This is a genomic window from Pseudomonas sp. B20(2017), from assembly GCF_002113125.1.
Taxonomy (GTDB): Bacteria; Pseudomonadota; Gammaproteobacteria; order Pseudomonadales; family Pseudomonadaceae; genus Aquipseudomonas.
Map to the genome: position 1 here is coordinate 65,801 of NZ_NEJP01000009.1, position 24,566 is coordinate 90,366.

Annotated in this window: 19 protein-coding genes; all 19 read right to left on the bottom strand. The window is 61.3% G+C overall.

Going from position 1 to position 24,566, the window contains the following annotated elements; translation table 11 throughout:
* Window positions 1–34: 34 nt before the first annotated feature.
* The 19 genes from CAF63_RS14890 to tssA all read right to left on the bottom strand — a co-directional run bounded on the left by CAF63_RS14890 (window position 35) and on the right by tssA (window position 24,195).
* A complete protein-coding gene (locus tag CAF63_RS14890) occupies window positions 35–2,077 on the bottom strand; it encodes a type VI secretion system tip protein VgrG (RefSeq protein WP_085685935.1) in 2,043 nt (680 codons plus the stop codon).
* A gap of 28 nt (window positions 2,078–2,105) precedes the next feature.
* Window positions 2,106–3,107 carry a serine/threonine-protein kinase gene (locus tag CAF63_RS14895; RefSeq protein WP_085685937.1) on the bottom strand — a complete coding sequence of 334 codons (1,002 nt, stop codon included), beginning with the start codon at window positions 3,105–3,107 and terminating at the stop codon, window positions 2,106–2,108.
* Window positions 3,104–3,832: a PP2C family serine/threonine-protein phosphatase gene (locus CAF63_RS14900; RefSeq protein WP_085685940.1), complete on the bottom strand. Its 729-nt coding sequence runs from the start codon at window positions 3,830–3,832 to the stop codon at window positions 3,104–3,106. The genes CAF63_RS14895 and CAF63_RS14900 overlap by 4 nt, the downstream gene beginning before the upstream one ends.
* Window positions 3,832–7,371 (bottom strand): type VI secretion system membrane subunit TssM, encoded by a 3,540-nt coding sequence (gene tssM, locus CAF63_RS14905; protein WP_085685942.1) that lies wholly within the window; start codon window positions 7,369–7,371, stop codon window positions 3,832–3,834. Before tssM ends, CAF63_RS14900 begins: the two co-directional genes overlap by 1 nt.
* Before the next feature lie 13 nt (window positions 7,372–7,384).
* The gene (icmH, locus tag CAF63_RS14910; RefSeq protein ID WP_011336585.1) at window positions 7,385–8,260 is read right to left on the bottom strand and encodes a type IVB secretion system protein IcmH/DotU; all 876 of its coding nucleotides are present in this window, start codon (window positions 8,258–8,260) and stop codon (window positions 7,385–7,387) included.
* A gap of 5 nt (window positions 8,261–8,265) precedes the next feature.
* Window positions 8,266–9,597, bottom strand: a complete 1,332-nt coding sequence (gene tssK, locus CAF63_RS14915; protein ID WP_085685944.1) for a type VI secretion system baseplate subunit TssK — start codon at window positions 9,595–9,597, stop codon at window positions 8,266–8,268.
* Window positions 9,598–9,599: 2 nt separating this feature from the next.
* Complete coding sequence (gene tssJ / locus CAF63_RS14920; RefSeq protein ID WP_085685946.1) at window positions 9,600–10,100, bottom strand: type VI secretion system lipoprotein TssJ; 501 nt, start codon at window positions 10,098–10,100, stop codon at window positions 9,600–9,602.
* 5 nt (window positions 10,101–10,105) lie between these two features.
* Window positions 10,106–11,299, bottom strand: a complete 1,194-nt coding sequence (gene tagH, locus CAF63_RS14925; RefSeq protein ID WP_085685948.1) for a type VI secretion system-associated FHA domain protein TagH — start codon at window positions 11,297–11,299, stop codon at window positions 10,106–10,108.
* Between the two features lie 18 nt (window positions 11,300–11,317).
* Window positions 11,318–11,458 carry a hypothetical protein gene (locus CAF63_RS14930; RefSeq protein WP_003229566.1) on the bottom strand — a complete coding sequence of 47 codons (141 nt, stop codon included), beginning with the start codon at window positions 11,456–11,458 and terminating at the stop codon, window positions 11,318–11,320.
* Window positions 11,459–11,551: 93 nt separating this feature from the next.
* Window positions 11,552–13,072, bottom strand: a complete 1,521-nt coding sequence (locus CAF63_RS14935; RefSeq protein ID WP_085685951.1) for a sigma-54-dependent Fis family transcriptional regulator — start codon at window positions 13,070–13,072, stop codon at window positions 11,552–11,554.
* A gap of 10 nt (window positions 13,073–13,082) precedes the next feature.
* Window positions 13,083–15,740, bottom strand: a complete 2,658-nt coding sequence (tssH, locus tag CAF63_RS14940; protein ID WP_085685953.1) for a type VI secretion system ATPase TssH — start codon at window positions 15,738–15,740, stop codon at window positions 13,083–13,085.
* Between the two features lie 11 nt (window positions 15,741–15,751).
* Window positions 15,752–16,759, bottom strand: coding sequence for a type VI secretion system baseplate subunit TssG (gene tssG / locus CAF63_RS14945; RefSeq protein ID WP_085685955.1), 1,008 nt, complete (start codon window positions 16,757–16,759; stop codon window positions 15,752–15,754).
* Window positions 16,723–18,510 carry a type VI secretion system baseplate subunit TssF gene (tssF, locus tag CAF63_RS14950; protein ID WP_085685957.1) on the bottom strand — a complete coding sequence of 596 codons (1,788 nt, stop codon included), beginning with the start codon at window positions 18,508–18,510 and terminating at the stop codon, window positions 16,723–16,725. Before tssF ends, tssG begins: the two co-directional genes overlap by 37 nt.
* Before the next feature lie 341 nt (window positions 18,511–18,851).
* Complete coding sequence (locus CAF63_RS14960) at window positions 18,852–19,655, bottom strand: hypothetical protein (protein WP_085685961.1); 804 nt, start codon at window positions 19,653–19,655, stop codon at window positions 18,852–18,854.
* Window positions 19,652–20,164: a PAAR domain-containing protein gene (locus CAF63_RS14965; protein WP_085685963.1), complete on the bottom strand. Its 513-nt coding sequence runs from the start codon at window positions 20,162–20,164 to the stop codon at window positions 19,652–19,654. Before CAF63_RS14965 ends, CAF63_RS14960 begins: the two co-directional genes overlap by 4 nt.
* An 11-nt stretch (window positions 20,165–20,175) precedes the next feature.
* Window positions 20,176–20,583 (bottom strand): type VI secretion system baseplate subunit TssE, encoded by a 408-nt coding sequence (gene tssE / locus CAF63_RS14970; RefSeq protein ID WP_085685965.1) that lies wholly within the window; start codon window positions 20,581–20,583, stop codon window positions 20,176–20,178.
* A gap of 9 nt (window positions 20,584–20,592) precedes the next feature.
* Window positions 20,593–22,068 carry a type VI secretion system contractile sheath large subunit gene (gene tssC / locus CAF63_RS14975; RefSeq protein WP_085685967.1) on the bottom strand — a complete coding sequence of 492 codons (1,476 nt, stop codon included), beginning with the start codon at window positions 22,066–22,068 and terminating at the stop codon, window positions 20,593–20,595.
* Window positions 22,069–22,096: 28 nt separating this feature from the next.
* Complete coding sequence (gene tssB, locus CAF63_RS14980; protein WP_003229587.1) at window positions 22,097–22,600, bottom strand: type VI secretion system contractile sheath small subunit; 504 nt, start codon at window positions 22,598–22,600, stop codon at window positions 22,097–22,099.
* 32 nt (window positions 22,601–22,632) lie between these two features.
* Window positions 22,633–24,195 (bottom strand): type VI secretion system protein TssA, encoded by a 1,563-nt coding sequence (gene tssA, locus CAF63_RS14985; protein WP_085685970.1) that lies wholly within the window; start codon window positions 24,193–24,195, stop codon window positions 22,633–22,635.
* Window positions 24,196–24,566 lie beyond the last annotated feature (371 nt).

Genomic DNA, 24,566 nt, shown 5'->3' on the forward strand with positions numbered 1-24,566 from the left:
CTGATCCCTGGTGGCTTGGATTGCCGTCGATGTATTACCCAGAAAAATTGAGCATGCGTTTTGGCTTGCGTTTGGCCTGTTCTTCAGGCGCATTCAACAACGCCTGATCCATCAAACTCCCCGCCTTATCCTTATCCGCCGCTCCCGGCAGCACCGGCGGCTTGATCCCGATCCCGGTGCCACTCCCCGCCGACCCGCCAGCATTAATCTTCACCACCGGCCCAACCACCGTCACACCACCGCCATCGAGCTTGATAAAACTGCCACCGCCGAGAATCGTCAGCTCAGTCCCCGCCTCAATGACAATCTTGTCGCCCGCCTTGATGTGTATCTCTTTCCCGACACTGGTCAGTTGCGCCGTCCCGAGCTTCACATGCTGGCTCTCACCAATGGTCAGGTGGTCGTCCATCCGCGCTTCGATCTTGCGATCGGAAATCGTGGTGCGGTGTTCTTCGGCCTTGAGTTCGGTGTAGGTGTTTTTCACCACAGTGTCGTGACGTTCATTGCCGACCCGAATCTTCTGATCATGCTCAACGTTTTCATCCCAGTCGCGCTGGGCGTGGATGAAGATTTGTTCGGCGCCTTTTTTGTCTTCGATTCGCAGTTCGTTGTAACCGCCGCCACCCGGGGAGCTGAGGGTTTTGAAGACGCTGCGGGTTTTGTTCGCCGGCAGGGCGTAGGGCACCGGGTTTTCTTTGTGGTACAGGCAGCCGGTGACCAGTGGCTGATCGGGGTCGCCTTCGAGGAAGGTGACGAGGACTTCCATGCCGATGCGCGGGATGGAGATGGCGCCGTAGCGGTCGCCGGCCCAGGAGCTGGAGACGCGCAGCCAGCAGCTGGTCTTGTCGTCGGCCTGGCCTTCGCGGTCCCAGTGGAATTGCACTTTGATGCGGCCGTACTGGTCGCAGTGGATTTCTTCGCCTTTGGGGCCGGTGACCATGGCGGTCTGGCTGCCGAGCACGCGCGGTTTCGGGTGCTCCAGCGCGGGGCGGTAGAACACGTCCCACGGGGTGGCGAGGAAGCGGTTGCGATAGCCCTGGTGGAAGTCGTCCTTGTTGTCGGTGGTGTCGCTGGTCACCGATTCTTCGAGGACTTGCGGCTGTTTGCCTTCGTGGAAAATTTCGGTGAGCAGCCACAGGTCGTTCCACTCGCTGCGCGGGTGGTCGGACATTTCCATGAAGTGGCCGCTGACCAGTCGGGTCTGGTCGCCGCGACCCTCGGCCTGACGGTAGTCGGCGCGGTGGCGTTCGAGGGCGCGCTGGCTGAGGAACTTGCCGCGGGCGCGGTCGATGAAGCGGCCGGGGTAGTCGTAGTCTTCCAGATCCGGTTCGGTACTCTCGCCATCCGGTTTGTAGGCCGCCTCCATTTGCAGGCGCGGTTTTTCGAAGTCGTAGTCGCGGCGGGTGGTGCGGCTGGTGCGGGTTTCCAGGCGCAGCTTGAAGCCCTTGATTACTGGTTCTTCGGCGACCATGCCGCTGCCTTGCACGTACGCGGTCGGCTGGCCGAGGTTCGGGAATACGGTCTGGTCATCGCCGAACACCAGCAGATGACCTTTCTTGCTGTGCTGGAAGTGGTAGTGAATGCCTTCTTCTTCGCACAGGCGCTGGACGAAATGCAGGTCGGTTTCGTCGTACTGCACGCAGTAATCGCGATCCGGGCACGGCTGGCTCAGCTGGAAGCTGTAGGCGTTGCCCTTGATGCCGTGCTCGTCGAGGATCAGCGCGATGATTTTCGGCGCCGACATCTGCTGATAGATGCGCTGGTTGGTGCGGTGATGCAGGTATTGCAACTGCGGCACCAGCGAAACCTTGTAGCGAGTCAGGCGCTTGCCGGCATCGCCTTGGGCAACGCGGTAGATCTGACCGTGGATGCCCGAGCCTTGTGGATCGAGGGCGAGGAACGCCTGTTTGTGCAGGAGTTTTTCCAGGTCCAGATCCGGGTTTTCGCTGACCAGTTCCAGGTCGAAACGGAACGGCTGACTGATGCCTTCGGTGCCGGTGAACGACAGGACTTGCAGGTCGCCTACGTAGTCATCAACGGTCAGGCTGAAGTGCGTTTCGTTAGCTGGGTTGAACATAAAGTGCTCCCTGTTCGAATGTCATCCGTTACGCCCGCAGTCGCAAACGCTGCAGCCAGGACGAAGTGGCGCCCAAGGCGTCACGCAATTGGTCGGCAGTGATGTTGCGCTCTGCCGCGTCAAAGGCCAGCGCGGTGCGCAACGCGGGCCAACAGTGGGTCGGCAGATTTGCCGGGGCTTGCAGTTCGCGTTCCAGGTGTTCGTCACGGGCCTGGGTCGAGGGCAAGCGGCGGAACGGGTGTTTGCCGCCCGCCAGTTCATAGATCACGCAGGCCACGCCGTACACGTCTGCGCTGGCCGACAGCGGTTGGCCCTCAAGCAGTTCGGGGGCGGCGTAGCCCGGGGTCCAGGCGTTGAAGCGCTCGCGGCTCAGGTGCGGCAGGCCGGGCAGGATGCCCTCCTCGGCTTGCCCGAGACCGAAGTCGAACAGGCGCACGCCGTCTTCGCTGAGCATGACGTTGCTCGGTTTCATGTCACCGTGCAGCACACCGCGACGGTGGGCGTAGGCCAGCGCGTCGAGCAGCGGCAGCGCGATGTCGCGCAGTTCTTTCCACGGCAGGCCCAGTGGCCGCTCGCAGAGCAGTTTGTCCAGGGTCAGGCCACGCATGAGTTCCATGGTGATGAAGGCCCGCTGGCAATCGGTGTCCACTTCGAACGTGTGCGGTCGCAGCACGTTGTCGTGACGCAGGCGTCGGGTCAGGGCGAACTCGCTGTAGAGCAAGGCACTGGCGTCCGGCGACTCGGCAAATTCTTCGCTGAGGATTTTCAGCGCAATGTAAGGATCGGGATCGCCGAACTGTTCGTGCAGCAGATCCCGGGCCCGGTAAACCGCACCCATGCCACCGGCCCCGAGCAGACGCTCGAGGTGGTAGCGGCCTGCCAGAACATCCGGCAGTTCGCCGACGCTGGCCTTGGTCGGCGCCAGCGCGGGTTCGGCGTTATGTTGCTTGGCGAAGGCGAAATAGGTCAGGTTGTTGGCCTGCTCTTCGCTCATCAGCAAGTCGTCGACTGAGGATTCGAGTTCAGTCATTGGCGGATCACCACGGCAGTCAGATTGTCCCGGGCGGCGCCACGCAGGGCGCCGTCGAACAGACGTTCCAGCGCCACGTGCGGCGCCGCCAGGCTGAGGGCGTTGCCGAGGGCATCGCTGCTCAGGCCTTGATACAAACCATCGCTGCACAGCAGGAACACATCGCCCGGATAGACCTCGAGTTCCAGCACATCCAGGGTAAGTTGTTCCGCCGCGCCCACCGCCCGGGTCAGGGCCTGAGCCGCCGGGTGCGCCGCTGCCTGCTCGACGCTCATCTGTTGCTCGTCGATCAGCTGCTGTTGCAGCGAATGATCCTTCGACAGCTGATACAACCGCTGCCCGCGCCACATGTAGCAACGGCTGTCGCCGGCCCAGATGCAGGCCGCGCGATTGCCTTCCACCAGCAGCGCCACGACGGTGCTGCCCATGATGCTGTCGTGACGCCCGGCGGTGACGGTCAACTCCTGCCCCAGCCGCCGGTTCAGCCAGTGCAGGCACTGGCGGATGGCTTTGAGGCGTTCATCGAAGTCTTCGTGCTGCGGCAGTTCAGCCAGGCTGGCGACGATCATCTGGCTGGCGATGTCGCCACCCTGATGACCGCCCATGCCGTCCGCGACCACCCACAGCCCATGCTGCGGGGTGTCGAGGAAAGCATCTTCGTTGCGCGACCGCACCTTGCCCGGGTCGGTTCGCGCCGCGCTGCGCCAGGGACTGGCCACCAGCATCAGAGCTGCACCGGCATACGGAAGGTGCGCATCACGCCCATGTCGAACGGATTCGGCGTGCGCTGGCTGGTCAGCAGGTAGTTGGCGCGCAGGCCACCTACGTCGGCTTTCAGCACCAGCACGTCACGACCGGTCAGGTACTCGGTCTGCATCAGGTCGAACAGACGGAACAGAGACCACGGGCCGGAGTTCTTCTCGATGCCGATCGGGCGCCCGGCCATCTTGTCCATGACGAGGCTGGTGCGACCATCTTCAGCATCGGTCGGCCACTTGAAGGTCATGGGCAGGATCGGACCGTGGCGGTATTCCATGGTCTTGTCGCCGAACTTGAACTCGGAACGGCTGACGGCCGGATCGAGGGTGTACGGCTCCAGCTTGAACTGCACGGTCGGCTCGGCCGGGTTGATCGAGAAGAAGCTCTGGCGAATGTTCAGTGCCGCCGCCATCTGGTCGAGGAACACCTTGGACACCGGCAGGCTGCGACCGTCGATGCTGCGCATCCGGTAGTTGCCCGGATCACCGCTGACAAACGGACGCATGTAGTTGTCGAAGAAGCGGTCGATGGTGCCTTGAGCCCGGAAGAACTCGCGGAAATCGCTGATCGCCACATCGCTGGTGCTCGACGCGCTGAACGGATAGCGCTTGTTGATGGTTTTGCCATACACGCTGTACAGCTCGTTCTGATAACGGCCGTTCAGGTATTGGTAGGCATCGTTGAGCACCAGGCGCCACGAGTCTTCGGCCAGAACGTTGAACCATACGCTCAGCGGACGCGGCAGACGACCCGACGCATTGCGCAGGTTAGTCAGCGCATCACGCTGGCCGCTCATGCGGGTCTTGGCCAGTTCGAACGCGGCCTGCTCCGGCGTGCTGGAACGGGCGAGGCCCGCCAGTTGCAGTTGCAGGTCGTTGAGTGCGGCGAATGCCGGGGTCAGGTCAGCGGCCGGGCCGTTGTTGTCGTCGAGCAGCTTATGCAGCGGTTCGAAGCGACGTTGCAGGGACTTCTTGGCAGTGTCCGGCAGATTCTTCGCCACGTTCAAGGCCGAAGCCTTGTCGGCGACAGCGGAAGCGAGCTTGCCGACCTTGCCCAGTTTGCCCTTCTGGCCTGCCAGTGCATCGGCGGCGTCACCGGCTTCATCCACCGGCTCAGGGGCCGCCGGGAAGCGGGTGTTCTCACGCACTTCGGTCAGCAGCGCCAGCACCGGCGAGTTGGCCGAGGTCAGGCCCGCCAGCTGTTCGGCGCCTTCACCGGCATCGCTGATCGGCGGCAGTGCCACCTGGCCAACCGCTTCGCTCCAATAGTTGGCGTAGTCGCGGAAGTACAGTTGCTCCAGCTCGACCATCAGGCGACGCAAGTCCATGTCGCTGATACCTGCGCCTTCGCCCAGTACCCAGTTGTCACGCAGGATGTCGGTCACCAGCGACGCGCCTTGCACCGAGAAATACTGCTGATAACCGGTCTGGGTGTAGAACCCCGGAATCACGTATTCGGTGCCGATGAACAGCGAGCCCTGCGGCCCGAGGTGCTGGCTGAAGCGATAGTCCGGCAGGTTGCGCGCCTGCTCGCGGAGCATGCGGTAAACCACCGTCGCCAGCGATTCGCTGCGCAGCACCTGACGCGCCTGGGTCACCAGTTGCTCGTTGAGCGGATAGATAAACGGCTGCTGCAGCAGACGCTCAAGGTGCGTGTTCAGACCGTTCTGCACCGCGGTGTTTCCGGTGTAGCGCTGCGACCAGTCAGCCGCGATCCAGTCCTTGAGCCATGCCGCGTCGCGACGATCCTTCATGTTCAGCATCAGGTACGCGCGCAGGCTGTTGATCAGCTTTTCGCGGTCCTTCATGTTGGCGCGGATCTGGCCTTCGAGCATGGTGGCGACGCGCGGCAGCAGTTGCTTTTCAAGCTCGCGCTCGTAGGCTTCCTTGACCACCGGACTGACTTCCTGGCCTTGATACAGACCGACACGCTCGTGGTACGACACGTCGCTCTTGTTCGGGAACACCTGGGTGGCGGCGTAGCTGGTGTCGAGGGTTTTCAGCGCGCCCATCGCGTCATCGCGTGGCGACAGCACGGTGCGCTGCTGCGTCCAGTTCTGCGCCAGATTGCGCAGGTTTTCCAGACGCTCGTAGTTGGCCGAGAAACCTCCGGCCCAGAGCATGCCGAACAGCACCAGCGCACCCAGTGCGCCGACGTACAACGCACGCTGGCCCCAGTGGATGCGGCTGCGTTCGCGCTTGTCCAGACCGGCCAGATCGGCCTCGGGGAAAATCACCCGGCTAAGCAAGTGATGGATGAAACGCGAACGACCGCTGCGCAGGGTCGGCAACACGCCGGCGCTCATGCCCAGACTCGCGCCGATACCGGCGGTGGTCGAATCCATTTCCTGAGTCAGATGCGGAGCGCTGGTCAGGTAGAAACCACGCAGCAGCGTCGCACGCTGGTAGCGGTTGCCGGTGAAGGCCATGTCGACGAACAGGCACAGGCGCTCGCCGATCTGGCCCATCTGGTGCGGGAAGTCGAGAATTCGGCCACGGCGCTGGGTGTCGCGCTCGGAGTGCATGCGCATGATCACCTGGCTGTTGAGGCGACGCAGCAGCTCTTCAAACTCGCCGCGCAGCACAGCCACGTCGGTGCCGACCTGATCCTTGCGGAAACTGGTGCCCAGCACCTGATCGCTTTCTTCGCGGGTCAGTTGATCGAAGAACTCGTCGAAACCCAGCAGCTTGTCTGCCTTGCTCAGCACCAGATACACCGGCACGTCGACGTGCAGCTTCTGATAGACGTCTTGCAGACGCGCGCGCACCTGGCGAGCGAGGGTGTCGATGTCCTGCTCGCTGCCGCTGGTCAGGGTTTCCACCGGAATGGTCACCAGCACGCCGTTCAGCGGACGACCGCGACGACGCTTGCGCAGCAGTTCCAGCAGAGTGGTCCAGGCGCTGCCGTCGACTTCCGAATCCGGTTGGGTCAGGTAGCGGCCGGCGGTGTCGATCAACACACCGTGGTCGGCGAAGTACCAGTCGCAATGACGGGTGCCGTGGGTGTCGCGGGTCAGCTTGCGGTCGATCTTGTTGATCGGGAATTCCAGCCCGGAGAAGTCCAGCAGGCTGGTCTTGCCGCTGGCCTGCGGGCCGATCAGCAAGTACCACGGCAAGTCACTGCGCCAGCGCTCGCTGCGGCCGCGATACAGGCTCGAAGTCTTGAGGGTTTTCAGGGCGTCCTTGAAACGCTCCTTCAACTCTTTCTGCTCTTCGTCGATCAACTCTTCGCGACGGATACGATCCTGGCCGTCTTCGGTTTCTTCGACGGCTTTCTTGCGGATACCGGCGCGCCAGCTGACGAAGACCATGGTCAGGCCCCAGATCAGGAACAGCACGCTGATGGTCAGCAGGCGCGAAGTCGCGCTTTCCCAGAACTTGTAGTCATCCACTGCCAACAGCGGGCCGACGAACCACACCAGCAGCGCCACGAACAGCACCAGCAGCAGGGTCCAGACCCAGGTCTGGCGCAGGAAGGCGCCGACTTTCTTGAAAAACTTTTTCATCACACGTCCCTGTTTACGGCTGCGACTGCGGCTGGGCCGCGGCCGGATCAAGCGGCTGATAAGGTTGCAGAACGGTGTCGCGCTGCTCGCCCAAGACCCAGGCGAAGCCCGAATACATCATCACCAGGCAGACGAAGGTGAACAGCACCACCATCCACGCCGGCACGATGCGCACCAGGTTGCGACGCTGATCGTTGAGGCCTTCCCACTGCGGCGACAATTCGCGCGGCACGTCACCACGCAACTGACGGATCTGCCGGTACAGGGCGTCGCGGATGCCTTCGAGCTCCAGCATGCCGCGCGCCTGCACGCGGTACTTGCCCTCGAAACCGAGGGACAGGCACAGGTACATCAGCTCCAGCATCGGCAGGTGCTTGACCGGGTTTTTCGACAGCCGATCGAGCAGCTGGAAGAACTTCTCGCCGCCGAAGGTTTCGTTGTGGAAGCTGCTGAGCAGGCTCATCTGCGACCACTCGCTTTCGTTGCCCCACGGCGTGGTCACGACAGCTTCGTCGACCACGGTGCAGAGCACGTAACGGGCGGCCATCACCTGGCTGCTTTCGGCGCCGTTGTGCAGGGCGCGCACTTCAAACAGCTTGAGCCCGGCGGTCAGGCGCTCGTTGAGCGCGTAGAGGTCTTCGCGGGTTTCGCTGTGCTTGAGGCGCACCACTTCCGACAGCAGTTCGGACGACGCGGCCACCAGCGAATTGAGGCTGATGTTGAAGGCTTCCGCCGGGCGCAGGCGCGCGGCGTAAATCATCCGTTCTTCCAGTTGCTCGAAGCGCGGCGGCGCGGCGAAGTCGGTCAGCGGACTCGCCGCCGGGCCATGGCCCTGACGGTCGAGCAGGACGGTTTTGTCGTCTTGGTTGTGTTCCATGTCCTTGATCATGTCGGTCAGTTCCTGATGGCCCAGAATTTCAGTTCAAGCTCGGCGAATTCGCCGGACACGTGGAACGCGAAGCCGCCGGAGCGCTCGAGTTGTGCCAGGTCTTCGGAACTGAGTTCGAGGATGAAATAGGTTTTGTTCGAGTGAAACGCGATCTGCCGCGGGGCCACCGGCAACGGTTTGACCTTGATCCCCGGCAAGTGCAGGTTGACCAGTTGGCGGATGCGCTCCACCGGGCCGACCTTGAGGTGCGCCGGCAAGCGGTGGCGCAGTTCTTCGGAGTCGCAGTTGGCACTGGCTGCCAGCACGAACGACGCCGAGCCCAGCAGTTTGTGGTCGTGCAACGGCGACACGATGATCCCGTACTGACGCGCTTGCAGGATCAGTTCGATGGCGTGCTGTTCCAGCACCATCGACAGCACGTGACGGATCGACTCCATCAGTTTGCGGAAGCTCGCACCCTGATCCGCGTGCGAATAGCGGCTGTCCAGACGCGGACGTTTGCTGTCGCTGGAGAAGGTCGCCAGATCGCCGAGCATGGTCAGCAGCGTGCGGTACAACTCTTCCGGGTGCACCTGCTCCAGGCCGAGGTAGTGACGCAGCAGCAGTTCGGTGCGGTTGATCAGTTGCAGCATCATGAAGTCGCCGACTTCCGCACCGCCGACCTTGCCGTTGGAGCGAATACGCTCGGCAATGGTGTCGCCCCGGTGGCTGAGCATACTGATCACTTCTTTCAGGCACGACAGCAGGTAGCTGGAAGCGTGGGCCTGAATGTAGGTCGGCACGAAATCCGGGTCGAGGCTGATCACGCCGTCCGGCGTGGTGTCGAGCACATCGCAGATCTTCAGTTTCACGTAGGCCTGATCGCTCTGCTGCTCGCCGAGCAACAGCTTGAAGTCCGGCCGACCGCAACTGACCTGGCTGGCGGAATCGTCACCGGCGTTGGAGTCGGCGACTTCGGCGTCATACGCGGTGTAGCGCGCCAGCACGTCGGATTGTTCCGGGCGACGGGCCTCGATGTGGTTACCGGTGACCAGCGGCAGCGCCAGATAGATCGGCGTATTGCCGGTGTTCGGCGGCACGTCCAGCGCCAGCGGTTCGGTGTTGCCGCCGAGTTCGAACAGGCTGCCGTCCGGCAGAATCCCCGAGGCTTCACTGATCACCAGTTTGCCCATGTTGAGGAACTGCAAGTCGATCTCCAGGTTCAGGAAACCCCAGGTGTAGCCGCCCAGCAACTGGGTGCGGGTCTTCATCTGGTGATCGTAATAGCGGTCGTTGTGCTGGAAGTGCTGCGGACGCAGCAGCATGCCTTCCTGCCAGATGACTTTATGGGTATTCATGATCAGTCATCCGCCTTGGCGAGCACTTCGTTGGTTTTGCGGATACCGGCCTGATCCAGGGTCAGATCGGCTTCGGTGACTTCCAGCGGCGTGACCGGGAACGTGTGGCGCCATTTGGTTTCCGGCAGATCCCGGTACGCGGCGAGGATGCCGATGAAGCGGCTGCCCTCCTCCACGCTGAGTTTCAGCTCCACGGTTTCACCCGGGCGCAGTTCGAGTTCTTCGCTGGCCACCAGATCCGGGTTGAGGGATTCCTTGGCGCGCTCGTAGAGGCTGAAGAAATCGGCGTTCTCGAAGGTCACCGGGTGCTTGAGTTCGAACAGGCGCACCACGATCGGCGACGGACGACCATTGAGGTCAGGGTTCAACTGATCGCTGCCGGTCAGCTTCAGGTTGATCTTGGTCACTTTCGAATACGGCGACAGCGACGAGCAACCGGCGAGCAGCACCAGCAAGGTGAGCGCAGTCAGCGTCTTGAAAAAAGCGGTCGAGCGGCGAGACATGCGCATCATCCTTGGTGGTCGGTGTGGAGGGTGGAGATCAGGCGGATCTGTTCTTCATAGGCCTGGGCGAAGTCGCGGGCCAGCAGGCGCTCGCTCCAGTCATCGTCCTGACGCAGCGCCTGGTGGTAACGGTTGAACGCTCTCCAGCGGCCGCCGGAAGTGGCAAGCAATGGTTTGTTGTCGCGCTCGAAACGCAGGGTCAATTGCTCCGGCGAGAAGTGCTCCAGGGTGCCGCGCACCGCCGCGCGGCTGGCGGTCAGCAGCGCTACCTGATGCGCCTGCAAGTCGCGGAACGCACGGGAGATCGCCTGCTCGGCCGGCAGGTGGCCCGGCTTGTGCGGCTGCAACAGGATGTCCAGCGCTTCGCTCGGGTCGACGGCGAATTTCAGCGGGTTCTTGTTGGTGCCTTGCACGGTGGTCTGAGCCAGACGCAGCTCGTTCTTCAGCTCGGAACGGGTGCGAAGGCTCTGTTGCAGACCGCCGACGCTCTGGCGTAGCAGACGTGCAGCGTTCAGCGCGAGGGCTTCACGCTCGTCGTGGCTGAGGTTCTTCACGTTCACGCCGAGTGCCGCGCCGAATTTGTCCCAGAAGGTTTCGCTCTGACGCTCGACCGCTTTCGGTGCCGGCGCAGGCTCAGGCGTGGGCTCGACGATCAGCTCCGGCACCATCAGGCTTTCCATGTCGATGCGCGCATAGTCGGCGCGCTGACGGGAATCTTCAGGGTCGGTGTTTGGCGCGAGCATTTCCTCGAATTCCGAGTACACGCGCTCTTGCTGCTCCAGCGACTTCAGCGGATCGAGATCAAGGAACGCATCGTCCGGAATGATGCTGCCGGCAGCACGCGGACGGCCCGCCTCACCTTCGAACGTCGCGGGGTCGCGCACCAGTCGCGCGCGAATCTCGAAGTCGCCCAGCACGTACGTGCTGCCGTGTTCGATGCGCACCGGTTCGCCCTTGTGCAGGCGTGCGCCGCTGTCGCCGTCCTGGACTCCGTTGCTGCTGGTGTCGGTCAGGAAAAACGTGCCCTCGCGATAGCTGACGATCGCGTGGTGGTTGGACAAGTGACGCTTGCGGTCAGGGATGATCCAGTCGCAGTCCTCGCCCCGCCCGATCACGCCGCCGGCCTGTTTGAAGGTTCGCTGGCACAGCTCGGTGGGCACGAACTGCTTGGTGTTCAGCATTTCGAAAACCAATTCCATGTTTGATGCTCCTTGCGGTCACTTGCCGCGATTGACCGCCTGCGGATCACCCAACGGGCGGTAATCGTTATCGTTGAATTTGTAATTGCCGCTGCAGCCGCCGAGGCCGCATAGAACGACGAGGGTCAGCAGGACAGCGTGCCAGTGACGAACAGACATCAGAGGGTCTCCAGGTGTAGACAAAGCACAAAGCGCCGACCCTTTCGGGCGGCGCTGATATAAGCGGACGAGGTGAAACCGACGGACTTTTGCCTACCCATCGAAGTCACCCAGATTGATGTTCAAACGGCCGAGCCGGTACAGCAGCGTGCGTCGCGGCAGGCCCAGTTCCCGAGCGGCGAGCGTCTGGTTGCCGTCGTTCTTGCGCAGGCAATCGAGCAACAGGTTGCGTTCCACCGCTTCCAGTCGTTCGCGCAGATTCAACCCGCAGTGGTCTTCCGGTACGGGCTCCATGCGCAACGAGAAATGCTCGGCCAGCAACTCGCCGCCCTCGCACAGCAGCACCGCGCGCTCGACCAGACCTTTGAGTTCACGCACGTTGCCGGGGAAGGTGTAACCGGACAGGTGTTCAAGCGCCGCCTCCGACCAGCGCACCGGATCACGTTGCAGGAAGGTGCAAGCCTTGTCGGCGAAGTGTTTGGCCAGATCAAGGATGTCGCCTTCGCGCTGGCGCAGGGCCGGTAACTCGATCGGGAACTGCGCGAGGCGGTAGTAAAGGTCCTCACGGAATTTGCCTTCGCTGACCAGTACCGACAGATCGCGGTGCGTCGCGGCAATGATGCGCACGTCGATCTTGTGGGTGTCGTTGGAACCCAGCGGACGGATCTCGCCTTCCTGCAACACGCGCAGAAGCTTGGCTTGCAGCGCCAGCGGCATGTCGCCGATTTCGTCGAGCAACAGAGTGCCGCCGTTGGCCGCGTCGAACAGCCCGGCACGATCACGGTCAGCACCGGTGAACGCGCCTTTGCGGTAGCCGAACAGCTCGCTTTCCAGCAGGTTTTCCGGGAACGCGGCGCAGTTCTGCACGATGAACGCCTGGGACCGACGCGGGCCGCAATCGTGGATCGCCCGCGCCACCACTTCCTTGCCGGTGCCGGTCTCGCCGCGCAGCAGCACGGTGTACGGGCTGTGCAGGACTTTGCTGATCAGCGAGTAGGTCTGGCGCATCGCCGCGCTCTTGCCGATCAGGCCGTAGCCGCTGGCACTCGGCAGACCGCGCACGACCGGTGCCGCCGCATCAATGGGTTGCCGCAGACGTTGCAACAGGTGCAACTGACCCAGCACGAACGAACCTAGCTGACCGAGGGAATCGGCAAAGCCTTGCAGGTCGATATGACGACGGCTGGCGCACAACAACAGGCCTTCGACAGCCTTCTGCTGATTGACCAGCGGCACGCACAACAGTGATTGCCAAGGCGTGGACGACGCCGGCAGAAAACTGGTTTCGTGCAGGCTGCCGCCCAGATCGTCGAGGCACACCACGCGGTTCTGGCACAGGGCGAACTGCAACAGTTGCTCGCCGTTGTAGTCCGCCGGCAGGCTCGCCGCGCTGCGCGGTTGCAGCACGCCGTCGAGGCATTCGGCATTCATCCCCAGCGACGTGTGCGTGGCGTCCAACAGGTACAGCTGCGTCAGTTCGCAACCGCTCAGCCCGGCCAGACCGCGCACGAAGTCACCCAGCAGCGCAGCACCGTCCGCCGCGCGCGACAGGCTGGCGAACTGCGCCAGCAAGGCTTCGGCATAGACCAGTGGCTGCGGCACTTGAGTGAACATCACACTCACCTCAGGCGAACTCGCAGGTCACGCTGGCTTCACCGTCGAGCGTCGCATGCACGCGCTTGAGGCTTTCACCGGTGGCCATGGCGTCGAGCAAGCGGTCAGCCACCAGCGGCAGCACGTGCTGGTCGAGCAAGTGGTCGATCAGGCGCGCACCGCTTTCGCTTTGGGTGCAGCGCTCGGACAGGTGATCGACGAGGTTCTGGCACCAGCTGAAATCCAGCTGGCGACGGTTCAGGCGCTCGCCCAGACGACCGAGTTTGATTTCGATCAGCTCACGCAGTACCGGGCCGCCGACCGGGTAGTACGGCACCACTTTCATCCGCGCCAGCAGCGCCGGTTTGAAGTGTTTGCTGAGCACCGGGCGAATGGTTTCTTCCAGCACTTCCGCGGTCGGACGCGCACCGTCTTCGCAGAGGTCGCTGATCTTGTCGCTGCCCAGGTTCGAGGTCATCAGGATCAGCGTGTTGCGGAAGTCGATCTCGCGCCCTTCGCCGTCGTTGGCCACGCCTTTGTCGAAGATCTGATAGAACAGGTTAAGCACGTCCGGATCAGCCTTTTCGACTTCATCGAGCAGTACCACCGAATACGGCTTCTGCCGCACGGCTTCGGTGAGCATGCCGCCCTCGCCGTAACCGACGTAGCCTGGCGGTGCACCGATCAGGCGGGAAACGGTGTGTTTCTCCTGGAACTCGGACATGTTGATGGTGGTGATGAAACGGTCGCCGCCGTACAGCAGATCGGCGAGCGCCAGTGCGGTTTCGGTCTTGCCGACGCCGCTCGGACCGACCAGCAGGAACACGCCGACCGGTGCGTCAGGCTTGTTCAAGCCAGCAGCGGTGGCGCGCATCGAGCGATCCAGCGCGTGCACGGCTTGTTCCTGACCACGGATGCGGGTGCGCAGGTCGGTGGCGAAGCTGGCGACCTTGGCGTTGTGCTCGCGGGCCAGTTGCGCCAGTGGCACGCCGGTCCAGGCGCTGATCACTTCGGCCACCAGACGCGGGCAGACTTCGAAGCTGACCAGACGCTCCTTGACCTGAGCGGCGGTCAGGGCGCTGTGGGTTTCATTGAGCTGTGCTTCCAGCGCTTCGACGCTGAGGGCTTCGTCGACGTCGGCGGCTTGGGTTTCGATCACGGTGCCTTCGGCGTCTTCTTCAACGGTAACCACCGGCTCGACCGCGGCGGCTTCACGGGCCTTGGCCAGTTGCTGACGCAGTTCCAGCAGGCGCTCGGCCAGTTGTTTCTGCTCGGTCCACAGGGTTTCCAGTGCGACCATTTCCGCTTCGGCTTCGTCCAGACGTGCTTCCAGTGCCTCCAGCGCTTCGTGGTCGATCAGCAGACCGGCTTCGGCATCGCGGCGCAGGGCCTGACGCTGACGGCCACCTTCGGCCAGTTCGCCACGCAGGCGTTCCAGGCTTTCCGGGGCAGCGGCGAGGCTGATGCGAACACGGGCGCACGCGGTGTCGAGCACATCGACGGCCTTGTCCGGCAGTTGCCGACCGGCGAGGTAACGGGCGGACAGTTCAGCTGCCGACACCACCGCGTCATCGCGCAGGTAGATGCCGTGGCTCTTCTCGTAGACCTGAGCCAGGCCACGCAGGATGGTCACGGCTTCGCTCACGGTCGGCTCGTGCAGCTGAACCGGCTGGAAACGACGGGCCAGCGCCGGGTCTTTCTCGAAGTATTTCTTGTACTCGGCCCAGGTGGTCGCGGCGATGGTGCGCAGTTCGCCACGAGCCAGCGCCGGTTTCAGCAGGTTGGCCGCGTCGGAACCGCCGGCATTGCCGCCCGCGCCGATCAAGGTGTGAGCTTCGTCGATGAACAGGATGATCGGCTTCGGCGAGGCTTTGACCTCGTCGATCACACCTTTGAGACGACGCTCGAATTCACCTTTGACGCTGGCGCCAGCCTGCAACAGCCCCATGTCCAGCGACAGCAGTTCGACACCCTTGAGCACCTGCGGCACTTCACCGGCAGCGATGCGCGAGGCAAGGCCTTCAACGATGGCGGTTTTACCGACACCGGCTTCACCGACCACGATCGGGTTGTTCTTGCGGCGACGGGCGAGGATGTCGACCATCTGGCGGATCGCGCCATCGCGGCACAGCACCGGGTCGAGTTTGCCGTCGCGGGCCTGCTGCGTCAGGTTGTGAGTGAAGCGCTCCAGCAGCGATTCGCCTTGGGCGGCCGGTTTGCCGTTGGCCGCTGCCTGAGGCTGTTGCGACAGGGCAAATTCCTTCAGGCGATCAATGTTCAGTTTGGCGAGCAGCGGCTGATAACGGCTGCCGGCGTAGCGCATCGGGTTGCGCAGCAGCGCGAGGATCAGCGCCGCGTCTTCGACCGAGGTCTGGCCCAGCTCAAGGTTGGCCACCAGCAGCGCGTCTTGCAGCCACTGCACCAGCTCCGGGGCGAACACCGGGTTGCGCGAAGCGCTGTGCTCGACCCGCGATTGCAGCGCGGCGCTCAGTTCGCCGGCATCAACGTCGGCATCCTGCAGCGCGCGGGAGAGCAGACCGTTCGGGCGCTCCAGCAGGCCAAGCAGCAAGTCTTCGACCAGAATCTTGCTGCCGCCACGGGCGACGCAGCGCTCGGCCGAACGTTCCAGATCGCGACGGGTTTCGGCGTCCAGCGCCTGGATGAGTTGTTGCAGGTCTACGTTGATCATGGCTCACGTCCTTAATGAATTTTGCTGCCCAGGGTCACCACGCCGTCTGCTTTTTCGCAGCCCAGCCAACTGGTCCACCCCAGGCGACAGTCGTTCTTTTCGCCAATGCGCAGTTCGCGGATTTCTTCCGGGCGCAGCACCAGGCGAATGTCGTAATCGAGCGGGTCACGCAAGGTGAACCGCACCAGCGCGCAGAGCGGCTGGTAACCGAAACCGATGGGCAGGAATTCGTGGAATCGCTCCCAGTCGAGTTCGGTGATGTGAATGCGGAACTTGCCGCTGCGGTCGCGCACGCGTTCGCCCAGCACCAGGTCTTCACCCAGCACGCTGTTGGCAAAACCGAGGCGGTTGCGCTGTTCTTCGAGAATCTCCACGCGGCGCTCAATGCACTGCTCGATCACCAGTTCTTCGTGCTTGAAGTAGTAACGTAGCACCGCTTCGATCAGCGCCGCCGAGTGCGCCCGCAGACTGAGCAGGCCGAGGTACGGCAGCAGGCGTTTCCAGTTCAGCTCCTTGGCCTTGCGGATCTCGTCGCCGCCGAGGCCGATCAGGGCAAACAGGTGCGACGAGAACGGGTCGACCGCGCCGCTCTGGAAGCTCGCGCGATAGCGGTACTTGCGCCAGATCGGCAGCATCAGCCGTTGCAGGCGATGGTGGAACAGGTCGAGGAAGTTGCGCGTCGGGTTGCCGTCTTCGCTGTCACCCAGGGCTTGTTCGCCATAGAACGCCGGCAGCGGCGAGCCGGAACCGACCAGGCCGATCAGGTTGAATCGCAGGCGCGCGCGCATCTGCCCGTGCTCTTCGAAAAACTCCACGCGATCGACATCGCTGCGCGGAAATCCGAGGCTCGGGTTGGCCTGGAATTCCAGCTGGTCGTACAGATCGTCTTCGCTCAGGTACGGGTGCGCCTCGCGCAGCCGGTCGATCACCAGCAGCACGGCCTGAAACAGCGAGTACTCGCGTATTACCTTCGTCAGCCCGCTTAAAGCAGGGGCTGCAGGCCCATACGTGGTGTCCATTGGTACACCTCTCCCTGTGTGCTTTTTACCCGCAGCTCATGGAATGAATTGAGACTGGCGTAAAGCGCGAAAAACTCGTTGAGAACCGAGGCGAAGACGAACAGGTCGCCCTCACCGATATACCCTTCCGGGTCGATGGTCAGTTCGGTGCGCAAACCGCGCACCGGCAGACCACGGTGCAACCGATCCACGTGGTGATGCTTGATGTGCTTGAGGCCGCCGAGCAGGCGCTTGCTGACCTTCTCCGCGTGCTGGTCGTAGTAGCGCGGCAGGTCGTAGGTTTCGAGAATCACCTTCAGTGCGTTGACGTCGGCCAGCGACAGATAGTTGAGCGACATGTTGCTGATCAGCTTCCACAGGAAGTCACGGTTCAGCGGCGGCGCGAAACTGGAAGTGGCCGGGGTGATGTTGCGGAAACTCAGAAACTCCGGGGTCTCTTCGCAGGCCATGCAGATCTGCCCGAGCTTGAGTTTGCGCGGCAGGTTCTGGTTGGTGCAGACCAGCTCGATCGACAGTGTTTCGTGGGCTTCGGTGTGGCGGATGCCGAAGCTCAGGTAGGTGTCGAGACCATCGTGCAGCAACGACGAACGCTGGCGGATGCTGTAATGCGGACGGCTGTTGGGCACGTCGAAACTCGGGTCGTGCTCGAAGGATTCGAACGGCACGTACTCCTGATATCCGAGGCCGCCGGGCTTCCAGCCGGTCACGGTTTCCACCGAGAACACACCGCAGTTTTCCAGATCGTATTCGGCCGGCAGCAGCAGGTATTCGTCCTGTTTGCCGTCGAGGCGGATCGGCAGTGCGTCGTGCTTGAACAGGTTGACGATCGGCGTGCAGAACAGCTTCACATTATCCGTCGTCGGACGCATGCGCATGATCCCGCTCTTGCGGATGTCGAAGCGCAATTCCAGGCCGCGCATCTGCTTGAGGGTGTCTTCCGGCAGCGCCTTGAGAATGTCCAGGCCGTGGACATCGACGAACAGGAACTTGTCCTGGAAGGCGAAGTATTCCTGCAGGTAGCGATAGCCGCGGAAGGTGTTCAGCGGATACGGGATCAACGCTTCTTCTTCGGCAAAACCCACTGGCTTGACCCGGTCCCCCGGAATCTTGAACGCCATCGGCTTGCCGCTCACGCCATCGATGGGCTTGCCGGCGCCGTCGAGGGGGATCAGTTCGATGCCGTCGAGGTTGCGCAGCAGGCTCAGGTAGAGCATCTGGCTGATGTAGCGCTCGCCGGCAAAGTGCAGGCGCAGCTTGCTCAGTTCCAGCTCGCCGAGGTGGCCGTCGGCACTCATCTCCAGGCGCAGGCTGAGCAACGAACCGTCGCCCTTCACCGAGTAGTTCAGCGCGGCAAGATCAAGGGCCATGACTTCAGTCGGGTAGCAGGTGCGGAAGCGGCAACGCACGTCTTCGATCGGCACGCTTTCAATTGGCGTATCACGCTCGACCTTCAGCGCCGGCCCCGAACGCTTGAGCGGATCGAACTGCAGAATGCTGAACGCCGGCAGCGGGCGCATGTAGTTCGGCCACAGCAACTGCATCAGGGAATGGCTGAGCTCCGGCAACTCGTCGTCGAGCTTCTGGCGCAGCCGCCCGGTCAGAAACGCAAAGCCTTCCAGCAACCGCTCCACATCCGGATCCCGCCCGGCCTGCCCCAGGAACGGCGCCAACGCCGGACTACGCTCGGCGAAACGGCGGCCCAGTTGGCGCAGTGCGGTGAGTTCGCTTTGGTAGTAGTGGTTAAAGGACACGGGTTACCTGCCTGGTAGTGATTTTAAAGTGTATTCTTCACAGCAAGTGACCAACTACGACTAATGGCAGTTGACCAATAGCCGAGCAGATTAAACTTTCAAGGCCGCAGTTTAGGTTAAAGCCAAGATCAGGCTTGTTCATGCTGGCGCCTGATTCAAAAAATAAGTACCCAACAAATGGATAACAGGTACTATCAACACACAAACATACATCATGACTCTGTGTAGCTTTGACCGCCGAAATTTTGCAAAACAACCAAGGAAGGCAACCAATAGACAAACAATTGCCAGAAGACCAAATAGATCGCTATCAGCAACGCTTGCAAAATAGTCTTTAAGAGTCACTTGTTAAACTCCAAAAAATTCCAACGATAGAACAAGAATTTTTTCAAGAAATCTTCAGCAACTGACCCTGTACTCTCATTTCGATACGTCCACCCTGTACCTGACTTGGTGTAGTTTCCCTTTTCAATAGGCATTCCTGCGTAACCGGAGTTTTGAGGATCAGCCATATTCGAACCCAGCCACTTTTGAACCGTGGTGAAAGGGCGAACACTTATACCACCGGTGTTACCCTGTCTAATTTCGATTTTTGAATCACTGATAGTTACAGCAATTTGAATATGGTGCGCTATATCTTTGGGGCGATCCAAAGCTTGTGCGAGGATGTCTCCAGGCAGCAGCGCTTCAGCGGTCTCGATCGTTGTTGTGTTAACGCCGACCCGCTGCATGTCTGGAGCACCATAAGTCAACATAACCATCTCGCAAAACCCATACATATGCGAGACGTAACGATCATGCTCCGCAGCGGTATAATTCTCCATGTTCCGGTATGTTCTTACGCCAGTTTTAAGCTTAACAGGCAACCCTCGCTTAGAAGCAAACTCACAAAGCAGCCTTAGCGCAAAGTCCTCACAAGTGAATTTATTCCCTTTAATATCACCATCCTTTGTCCAATACTTCTCAACGATCAGGCGTTCTGCAATTTCAGGGGCTTCTTTGTGATAGTCCGCGATATGAGTATCGGTCCAAAAATCTGTTGTTTTCCAAAAAACCTTGTACGTAACTTTTTTTGGAGTTTTATCCGCCTTTGGTGTCAATGCTACAGAACGAGCCATTAACGTCGACAACACTTCTGCACTCATACCACTGCCCCGTCAATAGCCGCATGAAAGTCGAAAGTTTCTCCTGCCTCCCCTCCGACCAACTGGGTTCTACCCATTGCATCGCTCTGCCCTGTAATAACTTTCCCTTTAGCTGTCGTAATTTGATAGGGAATATCTTGAAGAGGATTTCCATCCTGATCTTCCATCACTACATGCTGCGTGTGAGAGAAAAGCATTAATGGTTCCGGTGGAACAAATGGTGCAGGCGTATGCGAATTCCCGATGATTACCGTCCCGGAGCCCGCAGTGACCTTGTTGCCATGAGAACCAACCGAACCAACGGTGGCAGCCGGCTTGCCATTGATCAGAACCGTCGTCGCCAGATCGCCGACCAACGCACCACCACACGCCGAGGCATCGCCCTGGCGAGCGGCCGGGAGGCCGTCGAAGAACACGTCCCCCGAACCGGCGGCGATCGGGTTGGTGCCGTGGCCGGGGAGCGGGCAAGCGGTGGGGTCGGACACACGTGCTGCGGGTTTGCCAGACATCGGGGTTCTCCTTAGGTGACCTTCACTTGACCGCTGCCATCCAGGCGCGCGGCGAAACTGACCTGACGCTTGAAACCCTCGACTTCCAGCAGGCCTTCGATGCTGAAGGCCAGGCGAAGCTGGTCGTGGTCACGCGGCAGGGAAATGACACGCACGTTGCTCAGGCGCGGTTCGTAGGCTTCGATGAAGCTTTCGATGGCCAGGCGGGCCTGACTCAGGGAGTCGTGCAGGCTCAGGCGCATGTCATTGAGATCGGGCAACCCGTAGTCGGACAGCGTTTGCACGCTGCCGGCCCGGGTGCTGAGCATTTTGGCCAGATGGGCAGCCACCGACGCCATGGCCGAAGCCTCGAGGCTCTTGCCCTTGCGCTGTTCCGCGTCGCCGTTGAGGCGCTCGAAAAGGCTGCCGTATCCGTCCATGAGTCGCTCTTACTCTTTGTCCAGCTTGCCAACCAGCGACAGGGTGAAATCGGCACCCATGTACTTGAAGTGCGGGCGCACGTTCAGGCTGACGCGGTACCAGCCCGGCTCGCCTTCAACGTCGCTGACGATCACTTGCGCAGCGCGCAGCGGACGACGGCCACGTACTTCGGCGCTCGGGTTTTCCTGGTCGGCCACGTACTGGCGGATCCACTTGTTCAGTTCCAGCTCGAGGTCGGTACGTTCTTTCCACGAACCGAGCTGCTCGCGCTGCAGCACTTTGAGGTAGTGAGCCAGGCGGTTGACGATCATCATGTACGGCAGTTGGGTGCCGAGCTTGTAGTTCAGCTCTGCAGCCTTGCCTTCTGCGCTGATGCCGAAGAACTTCGGCTTCTGCACCGAGCTTGCGGAGAAGAACGCCGCGTTGTCGGAGCCTTTACGCATGGTCAGGGAGATGAAGCCTTCCTCGGCCAGTTCGTATTCACGACGGTCGGAAACCAGAACTTCGGTAGGAATCTTGGTTTCGATTTCGCCCATGCTTTCGAAGTGGTGCAGAGGCAGGTCTTCAACCGCGCCGCCGCTCTGTGGGCCGATGATGTTCGGGCACCAGCGGAACTTGGCGAAGCTGTCGGTCAGCTTGGTGCCGAACGCGTAAGCGGTGTTGCCCCACAGGTAGTGCTCGTGGCTGTTGGCAACGTTTTCCTTGTACACGAACGATTTGACCGGGTTTTCTTCCGGGTCGTACGGGTTACGCAGCAGGAAACGCGGCACGGTCAGGCCAACGTAGCGGGAGTCTTCCGAGGTACGGAAGCTCTGCCATTTGGCGAATTGCGGGCCTTCGAAGTGATCTTTCAGATCCTTCAGGTCCGGCAGACCGGTGAAGCTTTCCAGGCCGAAGAATTTCGGGCCGGCGGCGGCGATGAACGGCGCGTGGGACATGCAGGCTACGCTGGACACGTACTGCATCAGTTTCACGTCCGGCGAGCTTGGGGACAGGTAGTAGTTGGCGATGATCGCGCCAACCGGCTGACCACCGAACTGGCCGTATTCAGCGGTGTAGATGTGCTTGTACAGGCCCGACTGCATCACTTCCGGCGAATCTTCGAAGTCGTCCAGCAGGTCGTCCTTGGAGACGTTGAGGATTTCGATCTTGATGTTTTCGCGGAAGTTGGTGCGGTCGACCAGCAGTTGCAGGCCACGCCACGAAGATTCCAGCGCCTGGAAGTCCGGGTGGTGCAGGATTTCGTCCATCTGACGGCTGAGCTTGGCATCGATCTCGGCGATCATGCGGTCAACCATGGCTTTCTTGACCGGCTCACCGTTGTTCTGCGGCTTGAGCAGCTCTTCGATGAACGCCGACACACCGCGCTTGGCGATGTCGTAGGCTTCGTCGTCCGGCGTCAGGCGGGTTTCGGCGATGATGCTGTCGAGGATGCTGTACTCGCCGTTTTCTGCGGCGTTCTGTTGTGCTGCGCTAGTGCTCATTGTGTTGGCTTCCTTGGCTGCTGGAGTCTCAAGCGTCCGGGGCTGCGGCGTTCAGGCCCAGCTCACCGAGTACGCGACCGCGGGATTCATCGTCGGCGAGCACGCCTTCGATGGCTTTACGGAACGCAGGTGCGTTACCCAGCGGGCCTTTGAGGGCCACCAGCGCATCGCGCAGTTCCATCAGTTTTTTCAGCTCAGGCACTTGCTCGACCAGGCTGGCCGGATTGAAGTCCTTCATGGAGTTGACGCGCAGTTGCACAGCCAGCTCGTCGGCCTCGCCATCTTCCTGCAGACGGTTCGGCACGCTCAGCGTCAGACCCAGCTCTTGCTTGGCCAGCACTTCGTCGAAGGTCATCTTGTCGATGCTGATCGGCTTGCGATCTTCGATCTTGCGATCGTCCTTGCGGTGGGTGTAGTCACCGATTGCCAGCAGCTTCAGCGGCAGTTCAATCTCTTCCTGAGCACCGCCGGTGGCGGGTTTGAAGGTGACGTTGATGCGTTCCTTGGGGGCTACCGAGCCTTCTTTGGCCATGGCTTTTCTCCTTGCGGTTGTGGCCCTGGGGCCTATTCGAGTACCACTTCGAGATCGAGGTGGCACAGCCTGCGATAAATCTCTTCCTTGCGTTCACGTACGGCATGGTTCTGCGGTAACAACTCGCAGCAACTGTGCAGCAGGTGCAGCACTTCCAATGCAAGATCGGGCTCCCAGGCGTGCAGACCTGAGTCCTGTAATGTCTGATCGAGGGTTTCGAGCTGGTTCTTGGCGAGTTCGTATTTCTTGGCCAGGAAGCACAGCCGCGCGAGGGCGAACTGCCAGAAGAAGCGTTCGCGGCCGCCGTGAGCCGATTGCAGGCCCTGCTTGAGGATCTGCACCGCTGGCTTGAGGCCTTCCTTGCGCAGGATCGGCTGGACTTCTTCGAGGGCCTTTTCCCAGGCGGGCTGGGTTTCGACGCTCTCGGCCTCGACCTTGCGCGGCGCGCTGGCGCTTTGCAGGTGCGGCATGACGTTGCCGGCGATCCACGCCCGGGTGGACGGATCGGCGAACGGCGCGCCGTCATGGAAACGCAGCTCGATGATGCCGGGCAGGCGCTGAATCAAAAGCGCGAAGTGGATTTCCACTTCGCGCATGGCCAGCTCGGCGTTGAGGTTCTGGAGACATTCCCAGACCATTCGCTGGCCATCGAACCAGAACGGCGCCTTCGCCAGGCTCGCCTCCAGTTCCACCAGCAGGTCGGCGTATTTGCCCTGATCGAAACGGTCCTGATACTGCTTGAGCTTGTCGACCGGCAACCCGCGCAGCACGGTAATCTGCTCGGCATTGCGCTCGGGCACCGCGTCGATCGTCATCCACAGCAAGGTGCGGTTGAGGCGCAGGGCGCGCAGATCGGTGGCTTTCTGCTTGAGCCACCAGGCGCACAACGGGCGGGCGCTTTCCTGCTGGGCGCGCAGGGCCTTGTGGGCTTCTTTCTCGTTGTCGATCGGCGCGCCAGGCGCCAGCAACTGGCTGGCGGCCTGTTTGACCTGTGCCACCGCCGCGCCCACCACGCCGGGAGCCGGCTGGTTGTCGGCAGCGCGCTGGATCATGGTTTTCAGGCGGCGGGAAAGCGGCAGCAGCAGCGGCGCATCATCGCCCAGATGCTCGGTGCAGGCGGCGTCGAGACCGGACAGATGCTCCGATAACTGCCGGAACATCGGCAGCTGTTCCTTGATCGCGATGTTCTCTGTGATCACCTGCTCCAGACGCGGCACCAGCCAGCCAATGGCGGCGGCTCGGGTGCGGGGTTTAAGCGGGTGAATCTCGGCCCAGTTGTTTTCCGACAAGTGGTGCAGCAAACCGAGGCCGGCAAGGAGGCCGGGGAAGGATTCACGCTGGTAAAGGGACCAGGTCAGCCAGGCGCCGACACGCAAATCCTTGGATTGGGTACGCAGAAGGTTTTCGCTGTTTTCGCGAATTTTCAGCCAGTCGATCTGCCCGCTTTCGTGCATCGACGAGGCTTTGGCCAGCTCGCTTTCCAGAGCCTCGAATTCGCTCGAGAAACGAACGTCTTCGCCCGCAAAATTCTCTTTGGAAACAGAGACTTTAGCGAGCTCGAGGTAATGGGCGGAAAGTTTGCTTGAGTAGGACATCCATGGCCTTTATTTGGATTACGGTCGTGCGCCTATTGGAGTTGCAGCGGCGCGGGACAGTATCGAAGAGCAGTGAGAAGACTCATCCAATTGAGTATGTGCTCTTACAAGTGGGCGCATCGTAATCACTATGATGGCCACTAGCAAGCATCTGATTAAACAACAAGACGAAGTGTTCATTGGGCGCTGTAGGAGATCGCCCTATATGTGTCAGGGGTTTCCCTGATATCCGCTTATATTTCAAATTTTTGCCTACTCCTTCCGAAACCATTGCTCCAGAGCGGCTGGTCTATCCCGCCAAGGGGCATTTGCACGACCGTTCCACAAGTAAGCGGAGAAAGCATGACAAAACCGGAAAAAATTTGAAGTAG

Coding starts and splice junctions, on each gene's coding strand:
- CAF63_RS14890 (WP_085685935.1), bottom strand. CDS start 2,077: ATGTTCAACCCAGCTAACGAAACGCACTTCAGCCTGACCGTTGATGAC.
- CAF63_RS14895 (WP_085685937.1), bottom strand. CDS start 3,107: ATGACTGAACTCGAATCCTCAGTCGACGACTTGCTGATGAGCGAAGAG.
- CAF63_RS14900 (WP_085685940.1), bottom strand. CDS start 3,832: ATGCTGGTGGCCAGTCCCTGGCGCAGCGCGGCGCGAACCGACCCGGGC.
- tssM (WP_085685942.1), bottom strand. CDS start 7,371: ATGAAAAAGTTTTTCAAGAAAGTCGGCGCCTTCCTGCGCCAGACCTGG.
- icmH (WP_011336585.1), bottom strand. CDS start 8,260: ATGATCAAGGACATGGAACACAACCAAGACGACAAAACCGTCCTGCTC.
- tssK (WP_085685944.1), bottom strand. CDS start 9,597: ATGAATACCCATAAAGTCATCTGGCAGGAAGGCATGCTGCTGCGTCCG.
- tssJ (WP_085685946.1), bottom strand. CDS start 10,100: ATGTCTCGCCGCTCGACCGCTTTTTTCAAGACGCTGACTGCGCTCACC.
- tagH (WP_085685948.1), bottom strand. CDS start 11,299: ATGGAATTGGTTTTCGAAATGCTGAACACCAAGCAGTTCGTGCCCACC.
- CAF63_RS14930 (WP_003229566.1), bottom strand. CDS start 11,458: ATGTCTGTTCGTCACTGGCACGCTGTCCTGCTGACCCTCGTCGTTCTA.
- CAF63_RS14935 (WP_085685951.1), bottom strand. CDS start 13,072: ATGTTCACTCAAGTGCCGCAGCCACTGGTCTATGCCGAAGCCTTGCTG.
- tssH (WP_085685953.1), bottom strand. CDS start 15,740: ATGATCAACGTAGACCTGCAACAACTCATCCAGGCGCTGGACGCCGAA.
- tssG (WP_085685955.1), bottom strand. CDS start 16,759: ATGGACACCACGTATGGGCCTGCAGCCCCTGCTTTAAGCGGGCTGACG.
- CAF63_RS14960 (WP_085685961.1), bottom strand. CDS start 19,655: ATGAGTGCAGAAGTGTTGTCGACGTTAATGGCTCGTTCTGTAGCATTG.
- CAF63_RS14965 (WP_085685963.1), bottom strand. CDS start 20,164: ATGTCTGGCAAACCCGCAGCACGTGTGTCCGACCCCACCGCTTGCCCG.
- tssE (WP_085685965.1), bottom strand. CDS start 20,583: ATGGACGGATACGGCAGCCTTTTCGAGCGCCTCAACGGCGACGCGGAA.
- tssC (WP_085685967.1), bottom strand. CDS start 22,068: ATGAGCACTAGCGCAGCACAACAGAACGCCGCAGAAAACGGCGAGTAC.
- tssB (WP_003229587.1), bottom strand. CDS start 22,600: ATGGCCAAAGAAGGCTCGGTAGCCCCCAAGGAACGCATCAACGTCACC.
- tssA (WP_085685970.1), bottom strand. CDS start 24,195: ATGTCCTACTCAAGCAAACTTTCCGCCCATTACCTCGAGCTCGCTAAA.